Genomic DNA, 22850 nt, shown 5'->3' with positions numbered 1-22850 from the left:
GGTAAGCGAACGTAATGAGAGCCCACGTTATTTGGCGCGCGTTACTAATAGGCATGCTATGCTATCAACCAGCTATGGCATCGCAGGTTGATACTTTGCAACAGCTATTAGAACGGGTTGAACGAGTGAAAGCAAAACTTGCGATACAGCAAAGTGAGCGGGTGGTCTCTCGGGTTGATGTTGGTACGGAACTGTTTTTATCCGCCTATAAAGGAAATTTATATTTAGGTGAAGTGATCGCGGTGACGTCGGAACAAGGCGTCAATGTGGAACTCTTGAGCTTGTTTTCAGCTTTGGGGTTTGTGGTATCAGAAGATGTATCAGGAACTTTTGATGGCTGGTTCTTCACTCCTGAAAACACCTTTAGTCTTAATGCCAAAGCGCATTTAGTTGAGAGCAAAGGCCAGCGAACGCAATTGAGTGATAAGGACGTTCAAGTTATCAATGGTGAGGTATTTCTCGCCGATTATATCGTTGCGACCTTATTCGATGTGAGCCTGTTTACCGATATACAGGATTTATCTCTTACGGTTAAAAGTAGGCAAATTCTGCCAATAGAAGCACAGCAACAGCGATTAGGAAGAGAGGTTGTCAGTTTTGACCGCAATGCTAGCGCAACATTACCGTGGCGACCAAGTCCTTATCAAAGTATCGGTAAGCCAGTGCTGGATGCTCAGATAAATGCACAGCTGACTGAAGACATTAGCCAGACGTCTTATTCCCTTATTGGTTCGCAAGACATCGCCTATTGGCAAGCTCAGTATTTTATTGCTGGTAGAGAGGGTGATGTGATTAATCGCTCACGATTATCCCTCAACCGTGCTTCTAAAAAGGCCGATGTTTTACCGTTTGGGAATTTTACCAAGGTATCGCTCGGTGATGTCCAGAGTATTCAAGTTGGAGTCGATGCGCTAAATGAAGAAGGGCGAGGAGTGAGCTTCAGTAACGCGCCGCTAGATAGGCGTACGAACCGTCAGCGCATTGTCATCTCAGGTCCAGTTCAGGTAGGGTGGGACGTAGAACTTTATCGAAATGGATTGCTAATAGGGCAAGAAAATAATGTCCAATCTGGGCGCTATGAGTTTGAAAATATTGATTTACTATTTGGCGAAAATACCTTTGAACTAGTGATGTATGGAGGCCAAGGTCAAGTATCAAAAGAAGTGCAGACCTATTATGTTGAACAGAGCACCACAAACGAAGATGAAGGCTTTTTTGCCGTATCAATTACTGAGACGGGCAAAAGTATACTGGGCGACAAGACCGCAGCATCAGGGAAGTCAAGCTGGCAAGTAAATGGCCGCTTTGACTACGGTCTTACGACAGACTTTGCGGTGTATGCAGGTTTTCAGCATCGTCAAGGTGTGAAAAATAGCGCCTCAGAACAGTACTTTTCTACAGGGTTTAACACCAATATTAATAAACGACTATTACTGGATGTTGACTATAGTAAGAGCGAATTGAACCAGCGTCTCTCTGCAAATACTCGAACCCGTCTATTTGGCCAGCAGGTAGGTGCTAAAGTTGAGCTAAAGGAAGATTTAGAACGGGATGAAAATGCGACCGAGATAAAATTAACGGCGGCGGGAGATTGGTCTCTTTTTGATGCCGCTAAGATTTACTATCGTGCTGAATACTTTCAGCTTAATAGAGCTAATATAGACACCACCGAGCAAGCGTCGCTACTGTTTAGTACGGGTAATTATTGGGGCACTTTCAGTAACCAATTTGTGTGGCAAGAGCAGGCAAATCAAGCCAGCGATATGAGTGGCTACTTGCGCTGGCAGCGAAGGATTTTTGGGATATATAGTCGTTTTACTACTTGGTATGACATAAAACCTTCTAATGAAATTACAGCCGCAGAGCTAGAGTTGAGCAAAGAGCTAAGTCCGGAGCTTGATCTTGGCATTACCTTATACAAAGACTTTGCTGCGGATTACTATAAAACCGAACTTGGATTGAGCTGGAACCATGATAAGTTTAGGTTGTTAACAGACTTGCAATACGATATTGATGATAATTGGCAAATAGGCCTCTCTGGACAAGTAAGTATTGGAGCGGGCGAAACCGTAGATCAGGTTTTTTTAACTGGCAAACGCTTGTCGCAGTTTGGCTCTTTGATGGTTCGTGCTTTTATCGACCAAAATAATAACGGCTATCTTGACGATGGGGAGTTACCGCTGAAGGGGGTAACTATAAAAGCATTACAAAACTTTGCACAAGGTAAAACTGACGATGACGGTGTGGCTCTATTACCCGCAATGGTTAATTACAAACGAACAGATATTATTGTTGACAAAGAAACGATCCCCGAACCCTTTTTAATTCCCGCTAACGATGGCTTTTCATTCACTCCAAGACCCGGTCATATTGAATATGTTGAAATACCATTTGTAAACTCGTCGGAAGTTGAAGGTATTGTTGAAATCAATGAGGGTACTGAGCGCCGACCTGCAGGGTTCACCACCGTGAGTTTACTTGATGAAACGGGTAACGAAGTCGCTCGCACTCAGACAGCATATGACGGCTACTATGTATTTACTAGTTTGAAGCCAGGGACTTACCGTACAGCGATAAGTGATGCGAAAAGGCTCGCGGTAGCTAGTACTCAACAGATAGAAGTGGAGTTAAGTGCAGAGGGAGACTTGCTGCTTGATGTAAATCACGAATTACAACGACAGCGCGCAACCACGCAAGAGTTTGCTGTAGTTGGACGCTTCAAGACATTAACGATATTAAAAGTGTATGCGGCGATTTTGGCTAAGCGTTATCCCGCGTTATTAAGCGGTGGTTTTGGGTATGCGCAAAAAGAAGGCGACGCCACTTATTTACTTATATTAAGAGATGACGCCACACAAAATGCGGCAAATATTTGCCAAAATCTATTTCCCTTCAAAGTTTCTTGCACGGTGGAAGCCTTAACTATTTATGAAAGAGAAAACAATGCAATCAATTAAGTGGCATCTCATTATACTCAGTTTCGTTGCGTTAAGTGGTTGCCAAGCAACTGCGAGCAAGAGTCAACTTGACTCATTACAAATGAAGAAGCAGTTATCTTTACTGGAACAGCAGGTAAGCACCTTACAACAAGAAGTAGAGCAGCTCAGAGCGCTAAAACAGCAGGTTGCTAAGTTTGAAGAAGTGCAGGAAGATTTAGATGTTATTGCGATACAACTATCAAATTCGCTTGCAAAGCAAAAGGATGCCGAGCTTTTAGCAGAGCAACCCGAGCAAGTGATAGAGCAAAAAACAAAGCCTACCGAGAAACAAGAACAGCCTGTAGAGATGGCTGAATTTGCAATTCAATTGGCCTCTACAACGGAATATACCAAGCTTAGGCAAACCTACGAGCAACTCAAGGATAAGTTACCGCAAGACTTTGCAACAAGCGAAGTGAATATCGAGCAAATAGATATTCAAAATACGAAATATTATCGGCTCAAATTAGGTGCGTTTGCAGATAAGGCCTCTGCATACAAAGGTTGCCAGCAGCTTAAGCGTGCAGGTTTAAGCTGTTTGGTTAGCCATTACACCAGTCATCGACTTTAAAACTTGGTGCGTATTTTGCATTTTAACCAATAAGTTTATCGTGGGCTTGGTGAAATGAAATATCTAGCACTCATAGTGATTATGTTGTTGGCGGGGTGTACAAACAGCCAACAGGTTGGCAAAAGAGAAGCGACCCAGCAGCAAGAAATCTTACCTGACTTAGATGGGTTTGGCGCTCAGTTAGCCGCGGAACTTGGGCAGTATGTACGGCCGTTCAAGCCGAATTCAACGCTTGCTGTGACGAGTTTTTTTAAGGCTAATCAGCTGGATGATACCGTTGCTGGGCAAGGTTCAGGCTTGAGCGTGGCCTTGCAAGAATCCCTCATGACCCATTTAAGTCAAATGGGGGCAGATGTCGTGGAATATCGACTCAGAAACGCTTTATCTTTACAAAGTTCTGCCGATAGTATGTTAAGTCGAGAATTGAATGTGCTAAATCAGCGCCAGAAAATTGACCTCGTGGTGGTTGGGACAATCGTAGAAAGTCGAGATACCTATTTGGTCAATGCGAGGCTGGTTGATACCTTACATAATCGAGCCGTCTCAGCCGCATCAATCAGCATTCCTAAAGCTGTGATGTGGGGTACGGAGCGTGTCACAAATCGTGACGGTCAGATTATACGAAGCCAATATTAGTGGAGATGAAAGTAATGAAAAAAGTATTAAGTTTGGTTTTGCCGCTTTCATTGATGGTTGGCTGTGCTCAGAGTAACTTTTTTGCGGTGGATAATGCTCAGGCTGAGCCCGTGCGTAATGGCTTTGAGAAATCTTCGATGTATCAAAGTAATCCAAACGGTATGAAGCAATTTTCTGTTTCTCAGCAAATGGCTGGTAAAAATGTCACTCACTATGTCCAGTCTATTATGCAAGACATGGTTGCAAACTTGAAACACGTGAATGAGAAAACACCGGTAGCAGTGACAAGCTTTGTATTTTTAGATAAAGAATTTGATAAAGGCTCCTTGCTGGGTAATCAGTTGGCTGAAAGCTTTATCCATGAGCTTCATGCGTTTGGGATCCCTGTTGTGGACTTTAAAACAACAGACTATATCCGGGTGACACCTGAAGGCGATTTTATTTTTAGCCGTGACTTTTTAGAGCTATCTGACGACCATCCTTTTTTGTACGTGCTAGGTGGTACTTTGGTGAATCATCAGGGTGGAGTTATGGTTAATGCCAGAGTGGTTGGGCTTAGAAGTAAAAGTGTCGTGGGTTCTGCTCAAGGCTTTTTACCGCAAAACGTAGTTAACGCCCTACAAGATGGTGCGGCATACGATGGCATTCGTATAGAGCGTGCGAACTAATTCGGAGGCGATGATGAAAAATGTAGTGCTATTCGCGACGACACTTGCATTACTCGGTGGCTGCGAAATGACAAAACAGACTGCTCCTGAATCTACAGAAACTCAGCAATCCGATATGGAAATATTATATGCCATGATGGAAGAGCAAGAGCGCAATGAAGATTCACACGCCGTGGTATCGCAAGATATTGGCTTCATTAGCTATCGGCATCGCAAAGAAATTGCTAACTACGCCAATCAAATTGCGTTGGAACTGTCAGATACTGTTTTAGGGCAAAAGCCTGAGTCGATAGCGGTAGCCAGTTTTGTCAACTTTAATGAATCATTAAGGGATACAAACCAGCTAGGAAACCAATTGGCTGAGTCTTTAATGCATCAAATGCAAAAGCTGGGTTATCAAGCATTAGACTTTAAAGCATTAGGGAAAATTGAAGTGACATCCAGTGGTGATTTGACTTTTTCGCGTAACGCAAGCCGCTTGAAAAACACGCAATCGCCCAGTCATTTGCTCACAGGCACTATGGTTTATCGTCCACGAGGCGTGGAGGTAAATGCAAGATTGTTAGAGTTTAACACTAACTTAGTGATCGCAAGCACGGTGGTGACCATCCCGTATTTTATCCTTGATGATCAGGCGACCGCTTCAAGGTAGTACTTCAAATAGCGTTTTTTGAAAGAAATACCATTTAGGTTTTATTAAACGAAGAACTATCCTACTTCTTATTCACACCTCAAGCGAAGTAACTGATAGTGCAGTAGTGGGTCTTTACTGCTGCGTATTCACCTACTGAACCAGCTCATTTATTACCGCGAATAAATTGACTATTAATCTTTAAAAGTTCATTAAGATCAGTATACTAAAGCGAAGTCACTGAGATGCAGTACAACAGAGAATCAACAATTCTCGACTTTCATTGGTATTAAGTTCCGCAGATCCCGCTAGTGAAGGTCAAAAAAGGCGATTGTTATCTGACTTTAGAGATTGTCCCCATAGTTTAATGGATAAAACAAGGCCCTCCTAAGGCTTAGATGTAGGTTCGATTCCTACTGGGGACGCCATTGGTATCATTTCTGCGTGGAATGACCAAAGTAAATGGGTGATGGAAGCATGATGCAAAGGGTGTAAAGTCATCGAAAATCTTGCCTTTTGCTAAAGGAAGGCTCAGCACTTACAGTTCAAACTCATTTTCATTTTCTATTTGAATTTCAACCAAATCATTAATTTGCACATTGTGAAGTGGGCGATTGCTGATATTTACTGCAATGGCGTTTTGCGCATTCACTTGGATCACTTGCAGTTTATTGATGGTTTTAATTTGATGCATAAACACTTTACCATCGACATTAGTTAGCGGATTACTATGCGCTACGTTAAGGATCTGGCCATTCTCTAAGCCATGCATACGGCCTAAATTAATAACGACTTGTTCATCATCGATATGTAGGATTTTGCCATTGGTTGGTAAGCAGGCGACCGCTGCGTTTAAATCAGTTGCGATTTGTGTCAGCGTGGTTTGGATCTCATCAGCATAATCTGTCTGCCAAAAGCGCTCACTGTACACATCGATTAATCTGGTTTTCTTAAACGGCCATACGCCTTGAGTGGCATATTGTTTTTGCCACACCCTTTCATGAGAAAGTGCATCAAACAGCGCAAAGTCTACCTTGAAGCTTCTTAAGTATTTATCGCTTTGCCAAAATGCGAGGTCACTATTAAGTTTATCGACACTAGCAATATCAGTAATTTGACTCAGTAGTACAAATTGGCTGTTGGTATTTGCTGTAATGGTCTCGATTAGCTGCTCATTATAATCAAAACGTTGACTGAAAAAGCGGCTAACATCTATGGTCTGTGCAAAATAGGGAACGGGTTCTATGCTCGACTTTTGTTCAGTCATTGTTTGATATAGGCGCTCGCTCACGGCTTTATTTATGTCAAAAATTTGACCTAAAGTTGCTTGATGTTTATTTTTTAGCTGGCTTTGTGTGACTGCAACCTGTTTATTGTAAGCACTGGTTGGGCACTGAGTACTTTGTGGGGTAATATCGATATGCAATGTTACTTGCCATGAATCACCGACTTTTGCTTCAGCAATCACGTTGGCGCTTTGGATTTCGGCATTTGAGCGGATCTTAAGTTGATCTTGGGTGAGCACACCATCGGTGACGGTTTGTACACTACTCACAGAAGCACCAGAAAACAGCAATGCTTGTGTGATGGCGTCGTTTACGGCCTTTCTTTTGGCTTTTTGATGATCGCCATTTTTAACGTCAGCCATGCCGGTCACTTCAAACCATTCGGCATAAGCTGGATTAGTTAAGGTGATGCACAACAGTGATAGACTGATCGTGAATTGCTTTTTCATGTTTAAATGCCCAGATCAAAAACTACTCTTTAACTCAGCAATACCTGTGCCAAATTTTGGCAAGGTTCGTGCATAATCATAGATCATGAAAGTTAATTTTTATTTATTGCCAATACTCGATGAAACCACAACAACCCTTGCGAGACCACGATGCTGGGGAAGTGTTAAATTTTGATTGGTATTTATTGTAGCGGAGTGTGGTGAAATGCGTATCACTAATTCTATCAGTGCAGTTGTTATGGTTTGTTCGCTAGCGGGACTCAGTGGCTGTTCAAGCCTCGTTGACAAGCACATTGAATATGAAACGGTGCAACCGGAAACCTTTCCTGTTTTACGGGCAGTGGGGTACGCGCCTTTGAGTGCTCAGCCGGGTAAAACTGCGGGTGAGAAGCAGCTGATGGCCATTAAAGTCTCAAAATTAGAAGCCTATCGAGAATTGGCTGAGCAACTCTATGGCCAGAATTTGACATCCACTATTACGGTAAAAGGTGCTATTGCCCAAAACGACGGCCTTAAGAGCCAAGTAAATGGACTCGTACGAGGAGCTAAGGTGCTGAAAAGTTACGCTGTTGGTGATACTTACGCTACGGAATTAGAGCTTGATATGAAACGCGTTTATGATTTGTATATTACTCAAGTCAAGCCGCAGAAAATTAAGAAGATATCTTACAGCTTTAAGTAAGCACCCATCGCATGTTGCTTACTTAATGCGCTTCACTTCGGTTGTTCTTCAAAACTAAAATATGGCTGGCGTGGCTACGCCTTTAGATTACGTACTAACTCACTGTCGCTACTTTTCACACTACCATCCTGACCATATGTAATCGAAGTTGGTGCGCCAATTAAGATCCCTTTTAGTTCACGTGTGCTTACATTGGCCTGATGAGCCGTTTTAGCATTGATTTCATTTTTGGTTTGGCACTCACTGAGTAATGCTCGCACTTTAGCGACGAGCGGGGCTACTTCATTGTGTTCAAAGACGTGAGACTCAGTTTTTGACAATTCATTGTCGAGCTTTTGCAGTTTTGAAATGAGAGTTAGCTTTTCACGAGCGATTTCTTTTAAATTGTCGCCACGTCGGGACGCAAGCTCGTCAAGCTCACGCGCTAGAAGCTGGGTCATCGCTTCTAGCGTCGAGATTTGTTCTGAAAGTTTGTGGTGGCAAAGCCGAACCAAATCATCCATATATTTCGAACTCAAATGCAGCTATGTTTTTGGCGAGTTTTTCCGCGTCAACTTGATACTTGCCTTCTGCTATCGCTTTTTTCAGTTCTTCGACTTTCTTGTCGTCAAAGCCTGATGATTGCTGCGCTTTTTCGTTGACTGTTTTCAGCTGTTGCGCTTGTGGAGTCAGACTGACTGAATCCGCCGCTGCTTTCGGTGTAGCTGGTGATTTAACTGATGCGCTATTGGCATCATTTCTTTGCAATTCAGCTTTCTGTTGCTTAACATTATTAGCAACGGATGTAGACTGATTCTGACCGTTAACTTGATTAACCATGATTGTAGACCCAATAAAATTATACTCTCAGCCTTGTTATCGGCGTTTAGTAGTATTACTTTAGCAAATTTTTTATAAATTCACCTCTACTGTTTCCACTTCTATTACTCTAGCACGTAAGGTTTTGCCAGAGCGAGAGTTTTTAATATTAATAAGTTCACCACGGTTGCCATCTTGCTGTGCTTCTCCTTGAGTTTTGATCACGAGTCCACCTGATTTAGCAATAATCGTCACAGTATCGCCTTTGCAGACCATGCAAATATGGGCTTGGGTAAAGGCTTGGCCCTCCCTTATATTACGTTTGCTGCGACTGCCTATTAGTATTGACTTATCTTCTATATAAGAAACTCTGCGAAAACGTTTTGGCTGATACTCTATTTTTACATCTTCATCTTGAATAATACGGCCTTTTTCTAACATGGTTGCACTAACTAATATGGGGAAGAGGTGATCGATACGTACGTGGACGTATTGAGTCCAGCTGAGGGTATCGTTGCATCTAATTTGAACTGTCACTTGAGTATCAAAAGGTGGAGCCATCGCTGTACTATATTGTAATGGCGATTGACAATCCCGTGCTGGAATTCTTGAATCAAGTGGTATAGCAGTCAGTGACAGCTGACTATCGGGATCTTGCTCTACATTCGGTTCAACAAATTCTATTGCGTTTTGTTCTAAAGTTTTGTTGTCATATTGCTGACAATAACCATAGTCAACGCCTATAAAATAAGCGAACAAACAAAAAAACTGAATGTAATGGGTTTTTTTTAACAAACTCATGATGTTTCGACTATGCTTATGGGGTGAAACAAGGTATAAAGATTCTGCTTTAATAACTGCACCTAATCAAGGGTGGTAAACCATATCAGAGTCGAAGCAAAGATCGTTCCGATTAGCGGTTTATACAGTAGGAGATTGAAATGGCAGGTATTTTAGACTCGGTTAACCAACGTACACAGCTGGTTGGACAAAACCGTCTCGAGCTATTACTTTTTCGACTTCAAGGTCGACAGCGCTTCGGCATTAATGTTTTCAAAGTCCGAGAAGTGCTTCAATGTCCAGCATTGACAAGCATGCCCAAGTCAAACCCGCTTATCCGAGGGGTTGCTCATATTCGAGGCCAAACTATATCCGTAATTGATATGTCACTTGCGGTAGGTGGACCTCCTATTCAAGATATTCGTAACTGTTTTATTGTGATTGCAGAATACAACCGTTCAGTTCAAGGTTTTCTAGTCAGTGCGGTAGAACGCATTGTGAATATGAACTGGGAAAAAATAATGCCCCCGCCATCTGGGGCTGGTCGTTATTCCTATTTGACAGCGGTTACAGAAATTGAAAACGAGCTAGTTGAAATATTAGACGTAGAAAAGATCCTCAATGAAATTTGCCCAATCAACACAGAAGTCAGTGCTGACATTGTATCTGATGGTGAAATGCAAAAAGATTTAGGCGAACGTATTGTCTTTATCGCTGATGACTCCGCAGTTGCTCGTAATCAGGTCAAACGCGCATTGGAGCCATTAGGTGTTCAGACTGAACTTGCGAAGAACGGCAAAGAAGCACTTATCAGGCTTCGTGAAATTGCGGAAATGGACTGTCAAAATAATGTCACTGAGCGAGTAGGGCTATTAATTTCTGACGTTGAAATGCCGGAAATGGATGGTTATACGCTAACGGCTGAAATAAAAGCTGATCCAAAATTAGCGCCATTGCATGTGATACTCCATACTTCACTGAGTGGTGTATTTAATCAGGCCATGATTGAGAAAGTTGGCGCTGATGATTTTATTGCTAAGTTTAACCCAGATGAATTAGCTTCAGCGGTTAAAAAATGGGTTCATTGTGATTAAAGCTGGTGGTAGCACTTGGAAAATAAGCATTTAGAGCAAAAAGAGTACGATCAATTTAGAACCTTTTTGGAGCAACAGTGCGGTATTGTACTGGGTGACAATAAATTGTACTTGGTCAAAAGCCGACTCGCTCCTCTGATGGCTCGCTTTGGTGTGGAAACACTTTCGTCCTTAGTAGCTAAAACACTCAGTCCCCATGAGCGGCAATTGCGTGCCGCTGTGGTGGACGCGATGACAACGAATGAAACGCTTTGGTTTAGGGATACTTATCCGTTCGAGCTAATTAAATCGAAAATCTTACCAGAGTTTAAAGACTTAAGACGTCCAGTTAAGATTTGGTCGGCGGCAAGTTCATCAGGACAAGAGCCATATTCAATCGCGATGTCTGCGAGTGAGTATGTGAGTAAAAGCCCTGGCGCGCTGAAAATGGGGGTGCAGATCGTCGGTACAGACATTTCTAACACCATGCTGGATATGTGTAAGAATGCTGAATATGACGCGCTAGCGTTGGCGCGAGGGTTGTCGCCTGAGCGTAGAAAGAAGTTCTTTATGGATAGTGGCAATGGAATGGCTAAGGTTGTTGAACCGATCCGTAAAATGGTCAGTTTTAGACATTTAAACCTGCTAGATTCTTATGCATTGATGGGTAAGTTTGATGTAATTTTCTGCCGTAACGTCCTGATATACTTTTCACCGGAAGTGAAAGCCAAAATCATTTCGCAATTTGCTCAGTCGTTAAATCCTAATGGTTATTTGTTTTTAGGTGCGTCAGAATCGATGGCGGGTTTAAGTGACGACTTTAATATGATCCGTTGTAATCCTGGTATTATCTATCAGAAAAAGACTTAATATTCACATATAGCGGCAGGGACGTTCGCTATAATTAGGTATTGAATATTTGTACTCAGTCGCAGTTCCAGTGTCTACACTAATTAACCTTGGATTTTCTAAGTTCAACCGCTGACTCTTCAGACGCTTCCTCTTATTTATTTCACTCCTCAATATTGGCTCAAGTTTAATTATTCCAAAAACACAATGTAACACATTGAAATTTAATGAATAAATCTTGTTTTAAAACTGGCCTAAAGATTGCTTTATCATACCTGAGTCAATTTTTTGGAGTCAGATAATGGCAATTAGTTTCGATAAAGCGTTGGGTATACATCAGCATACGATGCTGCTGCGCTCACAGCGCGCTGAAATTCTAGCAAGCAATATCGCAAACGCAGACACTCCAGGATACAAAGCTAAAGATATTGACTTTGCTAGTGCTTTAAAAGCGGCAAAGACAATGCAAAGAAGCGGCAATGATATGGTTAGAACAGATGCAAAACACCTCACTGGTGGTACCAAAATGAGTAATTCATCTGAGCTATATCGTTCGCCAAATCAAGCAGATACAGGTGATGGTAACTCAGTTGATATACAAGTGGAACGAAACTTGTATGTACAGAATGCATTAGAGTACCAAGCCAGTTTGCAATTTCTTGGTGGTAAGTTCAGTAGCCTTAAAAAGGCACTCGGCGGGCAAGGGGCATAACAATGAGTCTATATAACGTTTTCGATATTGCGGGTTCAGGAATGAGCGCACAGAATGTGCGACTTAATACCACCGCAAGTAATATCTCAAACGCAAACTCAGTGAGCTCTAGTCAGGATACTGTGTATCGCGCTAGACACCCTGTATTTGCCGCTGAACTTTCCAAAGCTGCAGCTTCCCAGAACAATGTTGCGGGATCTTCAGTTGGAGTAAAAGTCTTAGGTGTGGTTGAAAGCGACAAGCCGCTTCAAGTTGAGTACAACCCAAACCACCCAAGTGCTGACGCAAATGGCTACATTTATAAACCGAATGTGAATGTGGTAGAGGAGATGGCAAACATGATTTCTGCTTCTCGCTCTTACCAAACCAATGTTCAAGTTGCAGACGCTGCAAAGCAAATGCTTAGTAAAACATTGCAACTAGGCCAGCGCTAAATTGGGAGTAACAGCTGATGAGTAATAATGTAAATGCCACTTCTTCAACGGGTGTAGATTCACTCTACTGGGATAGGCAAAAGCAGGCCGAGGAGAAAAAGCCCAGAGATGAGCTATCGCAAGAAGATTTCTTCTCGCTGCTTACTCAACAGCTCTCTTTCCAAGACCCAAGTAAGCCTGCGGACAACGATCAGATGATCGCGCAGATGACCAGTTTTACCATGGCTGAGGGGATCTCGAAGCTAAATGAGAATTTTGACTCGTTAGCTGCATCAATGACTTCTAACTCAGCGCTTCAAGCATCAACGCTGATTGGTAAAAAAGCATTACTCGAATCAACGACGTTAGAACATGGTGATGATGCACTTACAAAGGGCTCGGTGATTGTCCAAGAGCCTGTGCAGAATTTATCTGTGGGTATTTATGACGAATCTGGAGCGATTGTTAAGACGCTTGAGTTTGGTGAGCAAAGTGTAGGCGCTGTGCGTTTTGAGTGGGATGGTAAGAATAAAGATGGCGAGATGATGCCCCCTGGGGAATACACCATAAAAGCCGAAGGCATGATTGAAGGTGAATATCAGACTTTACCTTCGGCCACATTTAGAAATATTGACAGTGTTAATGTTAATGGTGCTAACGGCATCGTCATTAATACCAAAGAAGGCGCGGTGCGCTTAACTGATATTGCTGAAATAGCATAGTAGTTTTAAAGAATTAACCTTAAGAACTTAGAGGTGAGAGTATGAGTTTCAATATAGCACTGACAGGTATTGCCGCCGCGCAAAAAGACTTGGACGTAACAGCAAATAACATTGCTAACGTGAACACGACGGGTTTTAAAGAATCTCGCGCAGAATTTGCTGATGTTTACGCGTCTTCGGTTTTTAGCTCTGGCAAAACGAAAAATGGTGATGGTGTACAAACTACTATGGTAGCGCAGCAGTTTCACCAAGGGTCATTAAAGTTCACGCAGAACTCGCTAGACTTGGCGATTGAGGGCGAAGGCTATTTTGCCATGTCAAATTCTCTTCAATCACAGGATTTTACGTATTCTCGAGCTGGTGCATTTAAATTAAATAAAGACAACTTTATCGTGAATGCAAAAGGTGACTACTTGCAAGGCTTCCCTGTTGATCCATCAACAGGTGATACAACGTCTTTGAGTCTAAGCACAACATCGCCAATTCAAATTCCAGATGCATCAGGGTCTCCTCGAGCAACATCGCAAATTTATACATCATTTAATCTAGATGCAACGGCGCAGCCACCTACGATTGCATTCGATCCTACGCAAAGTGCATCGTATAACTCAAGAACGGCAATTACGGTATATGACTCACTGGGTGAATCACATACACTGCAGCTATTCTTCAGAAAAACGGCGGATAATGAATGGTCAACTTACGCAACAATGGACGATAAGCCATTTAACCACAATGCGCAGCAAATTGATCCAACCGCTACACCACCTGTGCCATACACTCCAGTAAGCGTATTTCGTTTTGACGCAAGTGGTATTCCTTCACAAACAGCGGATGATCCATCAGCTTCACCACTGACATTTAGTAACAATACGGGTACGACGTTTAACCCGCTTAGTCTTGCAGGTCCTCAAGATGCGGTCGATCCAACTATTGGTATGTCAAACTTGTTAGAAAACGGCGCAACCTTCCCGAATGATATTGTTGTTAACTGGCGTGATGAAGCAAACACGGCTCAGAAGTTACCGACACAATATTCATCAGGTCGATTTGAAGTGAAAGCGCTGGAACAAGACGGTGCAACCGTAGGTCGACTAGCTGGTATTGATATTGGTACTGATGGCAAAGTAGTAGCTTCATACACTAACGGTGACTCGACTTTCCTAGGGCAAGTCGCGCTCGTACGCTTCCCGAATTCTCAAGGCCTCCAAGCGATTGGTAATACTGAGTGGAAGAAAAGTCTATCTTCCGGTGAGCCCCTAGCAGGCGAGCCAAACACAGGTACGCTTGGTGGTATTAGTTCATCGGCGTTAGAGCAATCGAACGTCAACCTCACAAACGAGTTGGTTGACCTTATCAGTGCCCAGCGTAACTTCCAAGCGAACTCTCGAGCGCTTGAGGTTAACTCAACATTACAACAAAATATATTACAGATCCGATAATATATTATGCCCTCCAAAGGCTGCTACAAAGGCAGCCTTTTTTATGCCCGTCAAAAACATCTCATCACTTTGGCACTGTGTTTGCATTAACTAGATTAAGTTTGAATTTTATAGGTCATCGTCATGGATAAAATGGTGTATATCGCAATGTCAGGCGCTAAGCAGAGCTTACGCGGTGTGGCACTCAAAGCGAATAACCTTGCTAATGCCAACACGACTGGCTTCAAAGCAGATTTTGCTCAAGCGCGTTCAATGCAGGCATTCGGAGAAGGGTTACCCTCTCGGGTTTTTGCTATGCAAGAACGTCCTGGTACGAATATGACCGGTGGTGCAATCGTTGAAACTGGTCGTGAGCTTGATATTGCAGTAGATGATAAGTCGTGGATCAGCGTCGTTGACGCCTCGGGCGAAGAAGCTTACACCAAAGTCGGCACGCTTAATATTCGTAATGACGGTGCGTTAGTCACAGCTCACGGGCGTCAACTTATTGGCGAAGGTGGACCTATTGTTTTACCTATTCCCGTTGATAAAGTGGTGTTTAGTGACGATGGCTCTATTCAAGTGCGTCCACAAGGTGCCCCCGCTAACTTTCTTGAGGTGGTTGATAGGCTGAAAATTATTGAAGCAGATAATAGTAAGCTACAAAAGGGCAATGACGGCCTGTATAGACCAAAAGAAGATAAGCTAGAAGATGGGATCTGTGGCTTTTGTGAAATATCTCCAACTGCAAAAGTAATGAGTGGCTTCTTAGAGATGTCCAACGTCAATCCCGTTCATGAGATGGTGGATATGATCAACCATCAAAGACAATTTGAAATGCAAATTAAGCTGATGAAAACAGCTGAAGAAATAGATGAGCGACACACTTCGCTCCTACGCATAGTTTAAGAGTGAGGTAGAGATTATGAATCCAGCATTGTGGATAAGTAAAACAGGCTTAGATGCTCAGCAAACTGATATTTCAGTTATTTCGAACAACTTGGCGAACGCCAGTACCGTCGGCTACAAAAAGAGTCGGGCGATATTCGAAGACTTGCTGTATCAAAACATCAATCAACCAGGTGGCCGCAGCTCTCAGGATACAGAACTACCATCAGGCTTAATGCTTGGTGCAGGTGCCAAAGTGGTCGCTAACCAAAAGAATTTTTCTCAAGGTAATATGTTAAGTACCGAAAACTCTTTGGATTGGATGATCCAAGGTCCGGGCTTTTTTGAGATTCAGATGCCAGATGGCACAACTGCGTATTCAAGAAACGGTCAGTTCACGACGGATGAAGAGGGACGGATAGTTACTTCTGGGGCGGGTTTTCCTGTGTTACCAGAGATGAATGTGCCCGACGATGCACAGTCAATCACTATTTCTCAAGATGGCGAAGTATCAGTGCGCGTTGCAGGGCAAGCTGAAAACGTTGTCATTGGGCAATTGACGATCAGTGACTTTATTAATCCATCAGGTCTTGAGCCAGTTGGTCAAAATCTGTACACAGAAACTGCGGTAAGTGGTGCACCTGTACAAGGTAATCCAAGCGTTGAAGGGCTAGGTAAAGTAGTTCAAGGCGCACTTGAGACGTCAAACGTTAATGTGACCGAAGAGCTTGTAAATCTAATCGAGACACAACGCGTGTATGAGATGAACTCAAAAGTGATTTCAACGGTAGATCAGATGCTGAGCTACATTAATCAACAGTTGTAATTGGGTAGGGGGTATTATGCGTGCATTATATTTAGCCATCGTAACGGTCGCTGCATTATCTGGATGTAGTACAACACAAAATAAAAATGTGGTGCGTGACGACCCGTATTATGCACCTATCTATCCCGAGGATAATCAAGCCCAAATGGTGGCAACAGGGTCATTGTTTAATACGCAGTTTTCCAATGATCTTTATGCTGACAAAAAAGCGTTAAGAGTCGGTGATATTATTACCATTGTACTCAGAGAAACGACCCAGGCGACCAAAGCTGCGAATTCTCAACTTGATAAATCTAGTGACGCTAGTCTTGATCCGATTATTGGCCTTGGTGGCAATGCCATCAATATTGGTAAGGAAGCGATACAATTTGGAGCAAGTTCAAGCTCTTCATTCTCTGGTGATTCTCAAGCCAATCAGTCAAACAGCCTATTTGGTAATATATCGGTCAATGTCACCCGAGTACTTCCAAACGGCAATTTAGTGATCCGTGGCGAAAAGTGGTTAACGCTCAATACTGGCGAAGAGTTTATTCGCTTAGAAGGGTTAGTAAGGCCTCAGGATGTGACCGCAGATAACACCGTTGAATCCAATCGAGTGGCAAACGCTAGAATTCAATATTCAGGTAAAGGCGACCAACAAGAAGTGCAAAGTGCAGGTTGGTTAACGAGTTTCTTTATGAGCGCGCTGATGCCGTTTTAAGGTGCTGAAAATGAACAATATGCTTAAGAATATTTTGCTTATCGGTGCGGCCATTACGTTGGTTGGTTTTTCTTCTTTGGCATCTGCTGAGCGAGTTAAAGATGTCAGTATGGTTGAAGGTGTTCGTTCAAACCAACTGGTTGGTTACGGCCTAGTTGTGGGCTTACCTGGTACCGGTGAGCAAACCAGATTTACCGAGCAAAGCTTTAAAGCGATGTTGAATAGCTTTGGGATCACGATGCCAGCAAGCTTAAAGCCAAAAATTAAAAATGTCGCGGCTGTTGCGGTTCATGCTGACTTACCACCTTTTGTTAAACCCGGTCAAACCATTGACGTTACTGTGTCATCTATTGGTAGTGCTGGTAGTTTACGAGGCGGCACGTTACTTCAGACCTTTCTTAAAGGGGTTGATGGTAACGTATATGCAATTGCGCAAGGTAGCTTGATTGTCGGTGGTTTGGGCGCTGATGGCGCCGACGGGAGTCGAGTTGTGATCAATACCCCGACAGTAGGTCGGGTGGCAAACGGCGCGACAGTGGAGCGAGCAGTACCTAGTCCGTTTACTCAGGGTGATTACATTACCTTTAACTTGAATAGGCCGGATTTTACTACCGCAAAGCGCTTGGCCGACACTATCAATGGTCTTGTTGGACCAAACAGTGCTAAACCTATGGATGCAGCTTCAGTTCGAGTAATTGCACCAAGAGATCCGTCTCAGCGCGTTGCGTATCTATCTACGCTTGAGAATCTTGAATTCAAACCAGCGGATACCGCTGCGAAGATCATCGTTAACTCGCGCACAGGTACTATCGTTATCGGCAAAAATGTCAAGTTGCAGCCTGCGGCAATTACTCATGGCGGTCTTACCGTAACGATTGCTGAGCAACAAAATGTGTCTCAACCTAATGCGCTGGCAAATGGCGAAACAACAGTGACGCAGCAAAGTATTATTGACGTAAATCAGGACGACTCTCGAGCGTTTGTGTTTGACCCAGGCGTGAGCCTTGATGATTTGGTTAGGGCAATTAACCAAGTTGGCGCAGCGCCTGGTGATTTAATGGCGATCCTTGAAGCGCTAAAAGAAGCGGGCGCAATAAATGGTCAATTAGTCGTCATTTGATGTTCTATTATTAATCAACTAGTTAGCCTCACAATTGTGGGGCTTTTTTTTGGCTCGGATTTTGCATTTCTATTTGTATAGTTATTAACGTCAAACAGTGCTGAGTGTATGAACACCGACCAATTGAAAAATCAAAGCTTTTTTGACCTAGGAAACCTTGATTCGATCCGTAAAGAGGCGCTGAAAGGTGCTGGCGATCAAGGTGCCTCAGATCAGGCATTGAAAAAGGCGGCACAACAGTTTGAGTCTATCTTTACGCAAATGTTGTTACAAAGCATGCGTAAAGCGAATGAGGCGCTAGAGGATAAAGACAGTCCATTTAACTCTAGTGGTGTCAAATTTTTTGAAGAAATGCATGATCAGCAACTTTCGATGCATTTATCTGAGCAGGGCAGCTTAGGACTTGCAGATCTGATTGTGCAGCAGTTGTCTCCTAATTCTGAAAAGTATAAGCCTGCCTCAGTAATGAGAGCTGACGGCGATATTTCCTTTAAAAGACAGGCGACAGCGAGTGAGAGTGTACGTAAACCTGAACCGCAGGCTGTCAATGTTAAGGCAGATACCTCAAGCGATGAACAAACAGGCTTTGCTTCTCCTGAGGAATTCGTCGACAAAATTTGGGAATACGCTCAAACAGCGGCGAAAAAGTTAGGCTTGAACCCTGCGGTAATGGTTGCACAAGCTGCACTGGAAACCGGTTGGGGTAAGCACATCATCAGCAAAAAAGATGGTAGTAGCAGTTTTAATCTATTCAATATCAAAGCGGATAGCCGCTGGAGTGGTGAAAGTGCCAGAAAATCGACACTTGAATTTGAGCAAGGGTTACCGGTGCAAAAGCAAGCCGATTTCCGTGCTTATAAGTCGCTAGAACAAAGCTTTGATGATTATGTGAGTTTCCTAAAAGGTAATCCGAGATACGAGCAAGCCTTAAACAAGGCTGGTGATAGTCATGCTTATTTAAGTGAGCTTCAAAATGCAGGCTACGCGACCGATCCGAATTATGCCAACAAAATTAAGTCAGTTTTAAAGCGTATTGATGTATCCGATTTCTTATCCGGTGCGCTAACAAAGGGAGTCAGATGAGATGTCATTTGATCTATTAAATATTGGTGCAGCAGGGGTTAGGGCTAACTCTGAGTTACTACAAACCACCAGTAAAAACATCGCTAACCTAAATACCAAAGGGTATATCCGTGAACGGACTGAACACGGAACAATGATAGGTGGCATGGTTGGCCGCGGTGAAACCGTGCGTTTGCTCAACCAATTTGCGCAGCAGCAATTAAATCGTGATATTTCTAATCAGTCTTACTATGAGCAGTTTGTCACTGAGGCAAGCCGCGTTGATACGTTGTTTGCACAAGACTCAAACAGTCTGAGCAAGAGCATCAACTCTATGTTTAACAATTTACAAAGCGCGATTAACTTGCCTTCATCGACAACTAACCGCTCTTTATTTATGACGGGTGCTCAAGGTCTTGTTGATCAAATGGATAGACTGTCAGGAATAGTTGTTGATCAAAACAGTATTGTGAACGAGCAATTGGATATATTCTCAGAAGAAGCTAACAACCTTGTTCAAAAAATCAGCGAGTTAAATAAACAAGTAGCGAGTAAATCAGCACTCAATCTGAACAATGTCGATCACAGTGTACTTAACGAGCGAGATCAAGCTATCAAGGAACTCGCTGAACTTGTAGATATAGAAACACTCGATGGTGAAAATGGCGAGAAGCTCGTATTTTTAGGCACTGGGGATGCACTTGTGATGCAAGGTGGAGCCTTCAATTTATTCGCGATGAAAGGCAACCCAGATCCTAACCATAAAGAACTAATCCTAGACATTAAAGATAAAAATGTTGTGCAGCTCGAGTTAGATAGCGGCAGCTTGAAAGGCAAAATCGGTGGGTTACTGGCGTTTAGAGATGAAGTGTTGATCCCGGCACAAAACCAACTAGGTCAAATTGGCCTCGCATTGGCAGATGCTTTTAATCAGCAAAATAGATTGGGAATGGACTTAGATGGCAACATAGGTGGAGATATATTTAAAATACCTACCGTGGGTGGCTTTGCTTACAGCGAAAATACAGGCACCGCAGCGCTTACGGCAACCCTTGAGCCAGGGCGCGGCAATGAGTTGCCAGCTACCGATTTCCAAGTTACTTATACCAGTGCAACAACCGTTGAAATAACAGCTGTAGATGCCAAAGGCAATCCTATCGGTACTCCGACGACTGGTAATATTGCAGGTGGAGTCATCACGGGAACGGGCGATTATTTTGGCTTACAAATGAACGTAACGGGTAGTGGTGCAACAGGTGATAGATTTCTTGTGAAATTAAATCAACAGGCTGCAACTGGCTTGGAGCTTGCAACTCAAAGACCAGAAGCACTCGCATTAGCGTCGCCAATTCGTACTGAAAAATCAGCAGACAATAATGGTACGGCGACCATTTCAGCCGGAGTCGTCACTGATACCGATCCCACGACCAGTGCGTTTACTGCGGGAACGCCGCCAACGTTGAATGATGGTCCTTATACTTTGACTAAAACAGCCAATGCTAACGAATATACGTTAACCAGTAATTCAGGTACAACGCATACCTTTACGGCTCCTGCGGATGGCAAAGATATTCTTTCTGGAGTGGGAGCTGCGCCTGCACCTTTTGATAATCTTGGCTTCACTTTCGATATTGAGGGTACGCCGAATACCGGTGATAGTTTTGAGATTAGTTTTAACACTGGTGGCTTTGATGACAACCGTAATGGTGCAGCGCTCGATGGTCTGAAATCATCGGATTTAGTTAGACAAAATGTAGAGTCTACAGGTAGTACAGAAAGCCATAAAACCTTTAATGAAGCATATGCCGATATTGTCACTGGTGTAGGGGTTATTACCAATCAAGCGAAAACCAATGGCGCGGCATTTGAAGCGTTAGCCAATCAGTCAAGCGCATGGTTTGAGTCTCTTTCGGGCGTGAACCTAGATGAAGAGGCGGCTAACTTGTTACGTTTCCAACAGTCTTACTCGGCTTCGGCGCAAGTCATTTCGGCAGCAAGAACTGTGTTCGATACCTTATTAAGTGCAGCGAGGTAATTATGCGTTTATCTCAAAATCAAATTTTTAATTCTAATCTCAATTCTATTTTGCGTAATCAGCAAGACGTGAATAAAGCAACACAGCAGTTGAACACGCAAAAGCGGGTGTTGAGTGCTTCTGATGATGCTTCAGCGACTGCTAGAGCCATGCTTTTTGACGACCGGATCCAAGCAAACGATCAGTTTACTAAGAATTTGACTATGTTGTCTTCGAGATTAGACACTCAAGAGTCAGTACTAGAAAATATTAAAACGGCCATTGATAGTGCTTATACCAAGTCGATACAAGCAGGTAATGGTGGGTTATCCGATGTTGACCGCCAAGCAATCGCTGACGAGCTAGAGTCAATCCAAGATACTATTTTGGATTTGATGAACTCAAAAAGTGAAGATGGTAAGTTTATATTTTCCGGCTACCAAGACAATACGCAAACTTATAGTTTCGATTCAGCCACTGGAAAGTACGTATATAACGGTGACCAAGGACAGCATAAAATAAAAGTCTCTGAAGGGGTCGAGATACGTTCCAGTGATAACGGTTTTGATGTATTTGAAAGTGCAGAGAAGCGACTGAATATTACTTCAAATACAGGTGTGGTTTCTGGTGGTATCACCTCTGCATCGGTTTATGTAGATGAGCAAGCTGTGTTTGATAAGTTTCATAAAGCGAATTACAACGCGGATCCAAGTGCGCCTGCAGGTGCAAACACCTTTGACTTAGTGGTGACAGCGGGTACGCCAAATACTTACCAGCTTGAGCAGGGGGGAACGGTTATTTCAACCGGTACTGCAGAAGGCGGAACTATTAAAGTCGCTGGCATGGAGTTTGACTTCGCTGGTGCTGCGCCAGGCCAAATAAGCTTTGATTTGGAAAAACCTCAGAAGGAAAACATTCTAAATACATTAGAATCTATGATTACGTCATTGAGAGACACCAGCATTACGGGTGATGATTACAAACAGGTACTGGCTGACGGCATTACTGGCCTAGATAATGCCAAGATTAAAATATCGCAAGGACAAGCGGGGCTTGGTGGCAGGTTAAATGCTGCAAAGCTTGTATCTGATGCAAATTCAGACTTGGACGTTGATAATAAAGCAAATAAAGCGGCTTTGATTGAAGTCGATTTTTATTCAGCGATTTCAGAGCTCACCAAGCATGAAACTGCATTACAGGCCTCTCAGGCAACATTTGGCCGCCTAACTAACCTTTCTTTATTAGACTACATTCGTTAAAAAGGTGGCCTTTAAAGGTTACCTTCTTCAAAACAGCCTAAAACACTACTATCTAATTTAATGTATTGAAAGTAATAGTACTTTCAATACATTTCTTCAGTATAAGCTCATAGCCATAACTTCCTGTCCTTTGTTCCATATAAAACAAAAAGTCTCGATAAATCAGTTGTTTATGTTTTTTTTAAAAAAAACACTAAAGGAAAATTTTTGCCGACCGATAACTTAAATAACCAAGCCGGAGAGTGAAAAACATTCAAAGGTTGGAAAGTTTCTAAGTTTGAGAGTGAAAGACTCGATTTAAAGTGGGAGAAC

At 43.0% G+C, this 22850-nt stretch carries 23 protein-coding genes and 1 tRNA gene; 20 read left to right on the top strand and 4 right to left on the bottom strand.

Annotated elements, in window-relative coordinates:
• The first annotated feature begins 14 nt into the window (after window positions 1-14).
• From EXT48_RS11335 to EXT48_RS11310, 6 genes are all read left to right on the top strand, one after another.
• The gene (locus tag EXT48_RS11335; RefSeq protein ID WP_240703377.1) at window positions 15-2957 is read left to right on the top strand and encodes a hypothetical protein; all 2943 of its coding nucleotides are present in this window, start codon (window positions 15-17) and stop codon (window positions 2955-2957) included.
• The gene (locus tag EXT48_RS11330) at window positions 2944-3549 is read left to right on the top strand and encodes an SPOR domain-containing protein (RefSeq protein WP_130164504.1); all 606 of its coding nucleotides are present in this window, start codon (window positions 2944-2946) and stop codon (window positions 3547-3549) included. Before EXT48_RS11335 ends, EXT48_RS11330 begins: the two co-directional genes overlap by 14 nt.
• A gap of 54 nt (window positions 3550-3603) precedes the next feature.
• Window positions 3604-4185, top strand: coding sequence for a FlgO family outer membrane protein (locus tag EXT48_RS11325; RefSeq protein ID WP_010369312.1), 582 nt, complete (start codon window positions 3604-3606; stop codon window positions 4183-4185).
• Between the two features lie 14 nt (window positions 4186-4199).
• Entirely contained in the window at window positions 4200-4853 is a 654-nt protein-coding gene (locus EXT48_RS11320) for a FlgO family outer membrane protein (RefSeq protein ID WP_017218092.1), read from the top strand.
• A gap of 10 nt (window positions 4854-4863) precedes the next feature.
• On the top strand, window positions 4864-5505 hold the full coding sequence (locus tag EXT48_RS11315) for a FlgO family outer membrane protein (protein WP_240703376.1): 642 nt from the start codon (window positions 4864-4866) through the stop codon (window positions 5503-5505).
• A gap of 332 nt (window positions 5506-5837) precedes the next feature.
• Window positions 5838-5912: transfer RNA gene (locus tag EXT48_RS11310), tRNA-Arg, on the top strand.
• A 110-nt stretch (window positions 5913-6022) separates the two neighbouring features.
• Here EXT48_RS11310 and EXT48_RS11305 read toward each other — a convergent pair.
• Complete coding sequence (locus EXT48_RS11305; RefSeq protein ID WP_130164503.1) at window positions 6023-7219, bottom strand: flagellar assembly protein T N-terminal domain-containing protein; 1197 nt, start codon at window positions 7217-7219, stop codon at window positions 6023-6025.
• A 205-nt stretch (window positions 7220-7424) separates the two neighbouring features.
• Here EXT48_RS11305 and EXT48_RS11300 point away from each other — a divergent pair, with 205 nt between their 5' ends.
• Window positions 7425-7901: an LPP20 family lipoprotein gene (locus EXT48_RS11300; protein ID WP_039492591.1), complete on the top strand. Its 477-nt coding sequence runs from the start codon at window positions 7425-7427 to the stop codon at window positions 7899-7901.
• Between the two features lie 74 nt (window positions 7902-7975).
• On the opposite strand, the gene flgN is transcribed toward EXT48_RS11300, so the two are convergent.
• The 3 genes from flgN to flgA form a co-directional block, all read right to left on the bottom strand.
• Entirely contained in the window at window positions 7976-8404 is a 429-nt protein-coding gene (gene flgN, locus EXT48_RS11295; RefSeq protein ID WP_045961738.1) for a flagellar protein FlgN, read from the bottom strand.
• Window positions 8397-8720, bottom strand: coding sequence for a flagellar biosynthesis anti-sigma factor FlgM (gene flgM, locus EXT48_RS11290; protein WP_010369298.1), 324 nt, complete (start codon window positions 8718-8720; stop codon window positions 8397-8399). Before flgM ends, flgN begins: the two co-directional genes overlap by 8 nt.
• 72 nt (window positions 8721-8792) lie before the next feature.
• Window positions 8793-9500, bottom strand: coding sequence for a flagellar basal body P-ring formation chaperone FlgA (gene flgA / locus EXT48_RS11285; RefSeq protein WP_130164502.1), 708 nt, complete (start codon window positions 9498-9500; stop codon window positions 8793-8795).
• A gap of 140 nt (window positions 9501-9640) precedes the next feature.
• On the opposite strand from flgA, the gene EXT48_RS11280 reads away from it, so the two are divergent.
• The 13 genes from EXT48_RS11280 to flgL all read left to right on the top strand — a co-directional run bounded on the left by EXT48_RS11280 (window position 9641) and on the right by flgL (window position 22538).
• The gene (locus EXT48_RS11280) at window positions 9641-10573 is read left to right on the top strand and encodes a chemotaxis protein CheV (RefSeq protein WP_010606301.1); all 933 of its coding nucleotides are present in this window, start codon (window positions 9641-9643) and stop codon (window positions 10571-10573) included.
• Between the two features lie 15 nt (window positions 10574-10588).
• Window positions 10589-11422: a protein-glutamate O-methyltransferase CheR gene (locus EXT48_RS11275; protein WP_010369291.1), complete on the top strand. Its 834-nt coding sequence runs from the start codon at window positions 10589-10591 to the stop codon at window positions 11420-11422.
• A 280-nt stretch (window positions 11423-11702) separates the two neighbouring features.
• A complete protein-coding gene (gene flgB / locus EXT48_RS11270; RefSeq protein ID WP_017218088.1) occupies window positions 11703-12113 on the top strand; it encodes a flagellar basal body rod protein FlgB in 411 nt (136 codons plus the stop codon).
• A 2-nt stretch (window positions 12114-12115) separates the two neighbouring features.
• Window positions 12116-12547 (top strand): flagellar basal body rod protein FlgC, encoded by a 432-nt coding sequence (flgC, locus tag EXT48_RS11265; protein ID WP_010369286.1) that lies wholly within the window; start codon window positions 12116-12118, stop codon window positions 12545-12547.
• A gap of 17 nt (window positions 12548-12564) precedes the next feature.
• Window positions 12565-13248 carry a flagellar hook assembly protein FlgD gene (locus EXT48_RS11260; protein WP_010606303.1) on the top strand — a complete coding sequence of 228 codons (684 nt, stop codon included), beginning with the start codon at window positions 12565-12567 and terminating at the stop codon, window positions 13246-13248.
• A 41-nt stretch (window positions 13249-13289) separates the two neighbouring features.
• Window positions 13290-14690, top strand: coding sequence for a flagellar hook protein FlgE (flgE, locus tag EXT48_RS11255; RefSeq protein WP_039492582.1), 1401 nt, complete (start codon window positions 13290-13292; stop codon window positions 14688-14690).
• A gap of 123 nt (window positions 14691-14813) precedes the next feature.
• On the top strand, window positions 14814-15578 hold the full coding sequence (locus EXT48_RS11250) for a flagellar basal body rod protein FlgF (protein WP_010369280.1): 765 nt from the start codon (window positions 14814-14816) through the stop codon (window positions 15576-15578).
• A gap of 16 nt (window positions 15579-15594) precedes the next feature.
• The gene (gene flgG / locus EXT48_RS11245; protein ID WP_130164501.1) at window positions 15595-16383 is read left to right on the top strand and encodes a flagellar basal-body rod protein FlgG; all 789 of its coding nucleotides are present in this window, start codon (window positions 15595-15597) and stop codon (window positions 16381-16383) included.
• Window positions 16384-16399: 16 nt separating this feature from the next.
• Window positions 16400-17083, top strand: coding sequence for a flagellar basal body L-ring protein FlgH (gene flgH, locus EXT48_RS11240; protein ID WP_010369278.1), 684 nt, complete (start codon window positions 16400-16402; stop codon window positions 17081-17083).
• 19 nt (window positions 17084-17102) lie between these two features.
• Window positions 17103-18203, top strand: coding sequence for a flagellar basal body P-ring protein FlgI (locus EXT48_RS11235; protein WP_010606307.1), 1101 nt, complete (start codon window positions 17103-17105; stop codon window positions 18201-18203).
• 108 nt (window positions 18204-18311) lie between these two features.
• Window positions 18312-19286 (top strand): flagellar assembly peptidoglycan hydrolase FlgJ, encoded by a 975-nt coding sequence (gene flgJ, locus EXT48_RS11230; protein ID WP_130164500.1) that lies wholly within the window; start codon window positions 18312-18314, stop codon window positions 19284-19286.
• 1 nt (window position 19287) lies between these two features.
• Window positions 19288-21300, top strand: a complete 2013-nt coding sequence (gene flgK / locus EXT48_RS11225; protein ID WP_039492574.1) for a flagellar hook-associated protein FlgK — start codon at window positions 19288-19290, stop codon at window positions 21298-21300.
• Window positions 21301-21302: 2 nt separating this feature from the next.
• Window positions 21303-22538, top strand: a complete 1236-nt coding sequence (gene flgL / locus EXT48_RS11220; protein WP_039492572.1) for a flagellar hook-associated protein FlgL — start codon at window positions 21303-21305, stop codon at window positions 22536-22538.
• Window positions 22539-22850 lie beyond the last annotated feature (312 nt).

This window comes from Pseudoalteromonas sp. CO348, assembly GCF_004208845.1.
Classification (GTDB): Bacteria; Pseudomonadota; Gammaproteobacteria; order Enterobacterales; family Alteromonadaceae; genus Pseudoalteromonas; species Pseudoalteromonas maricaloris.
This window is presented reverse-complemented; position numbering and strand designations above follow the sequence as displayed.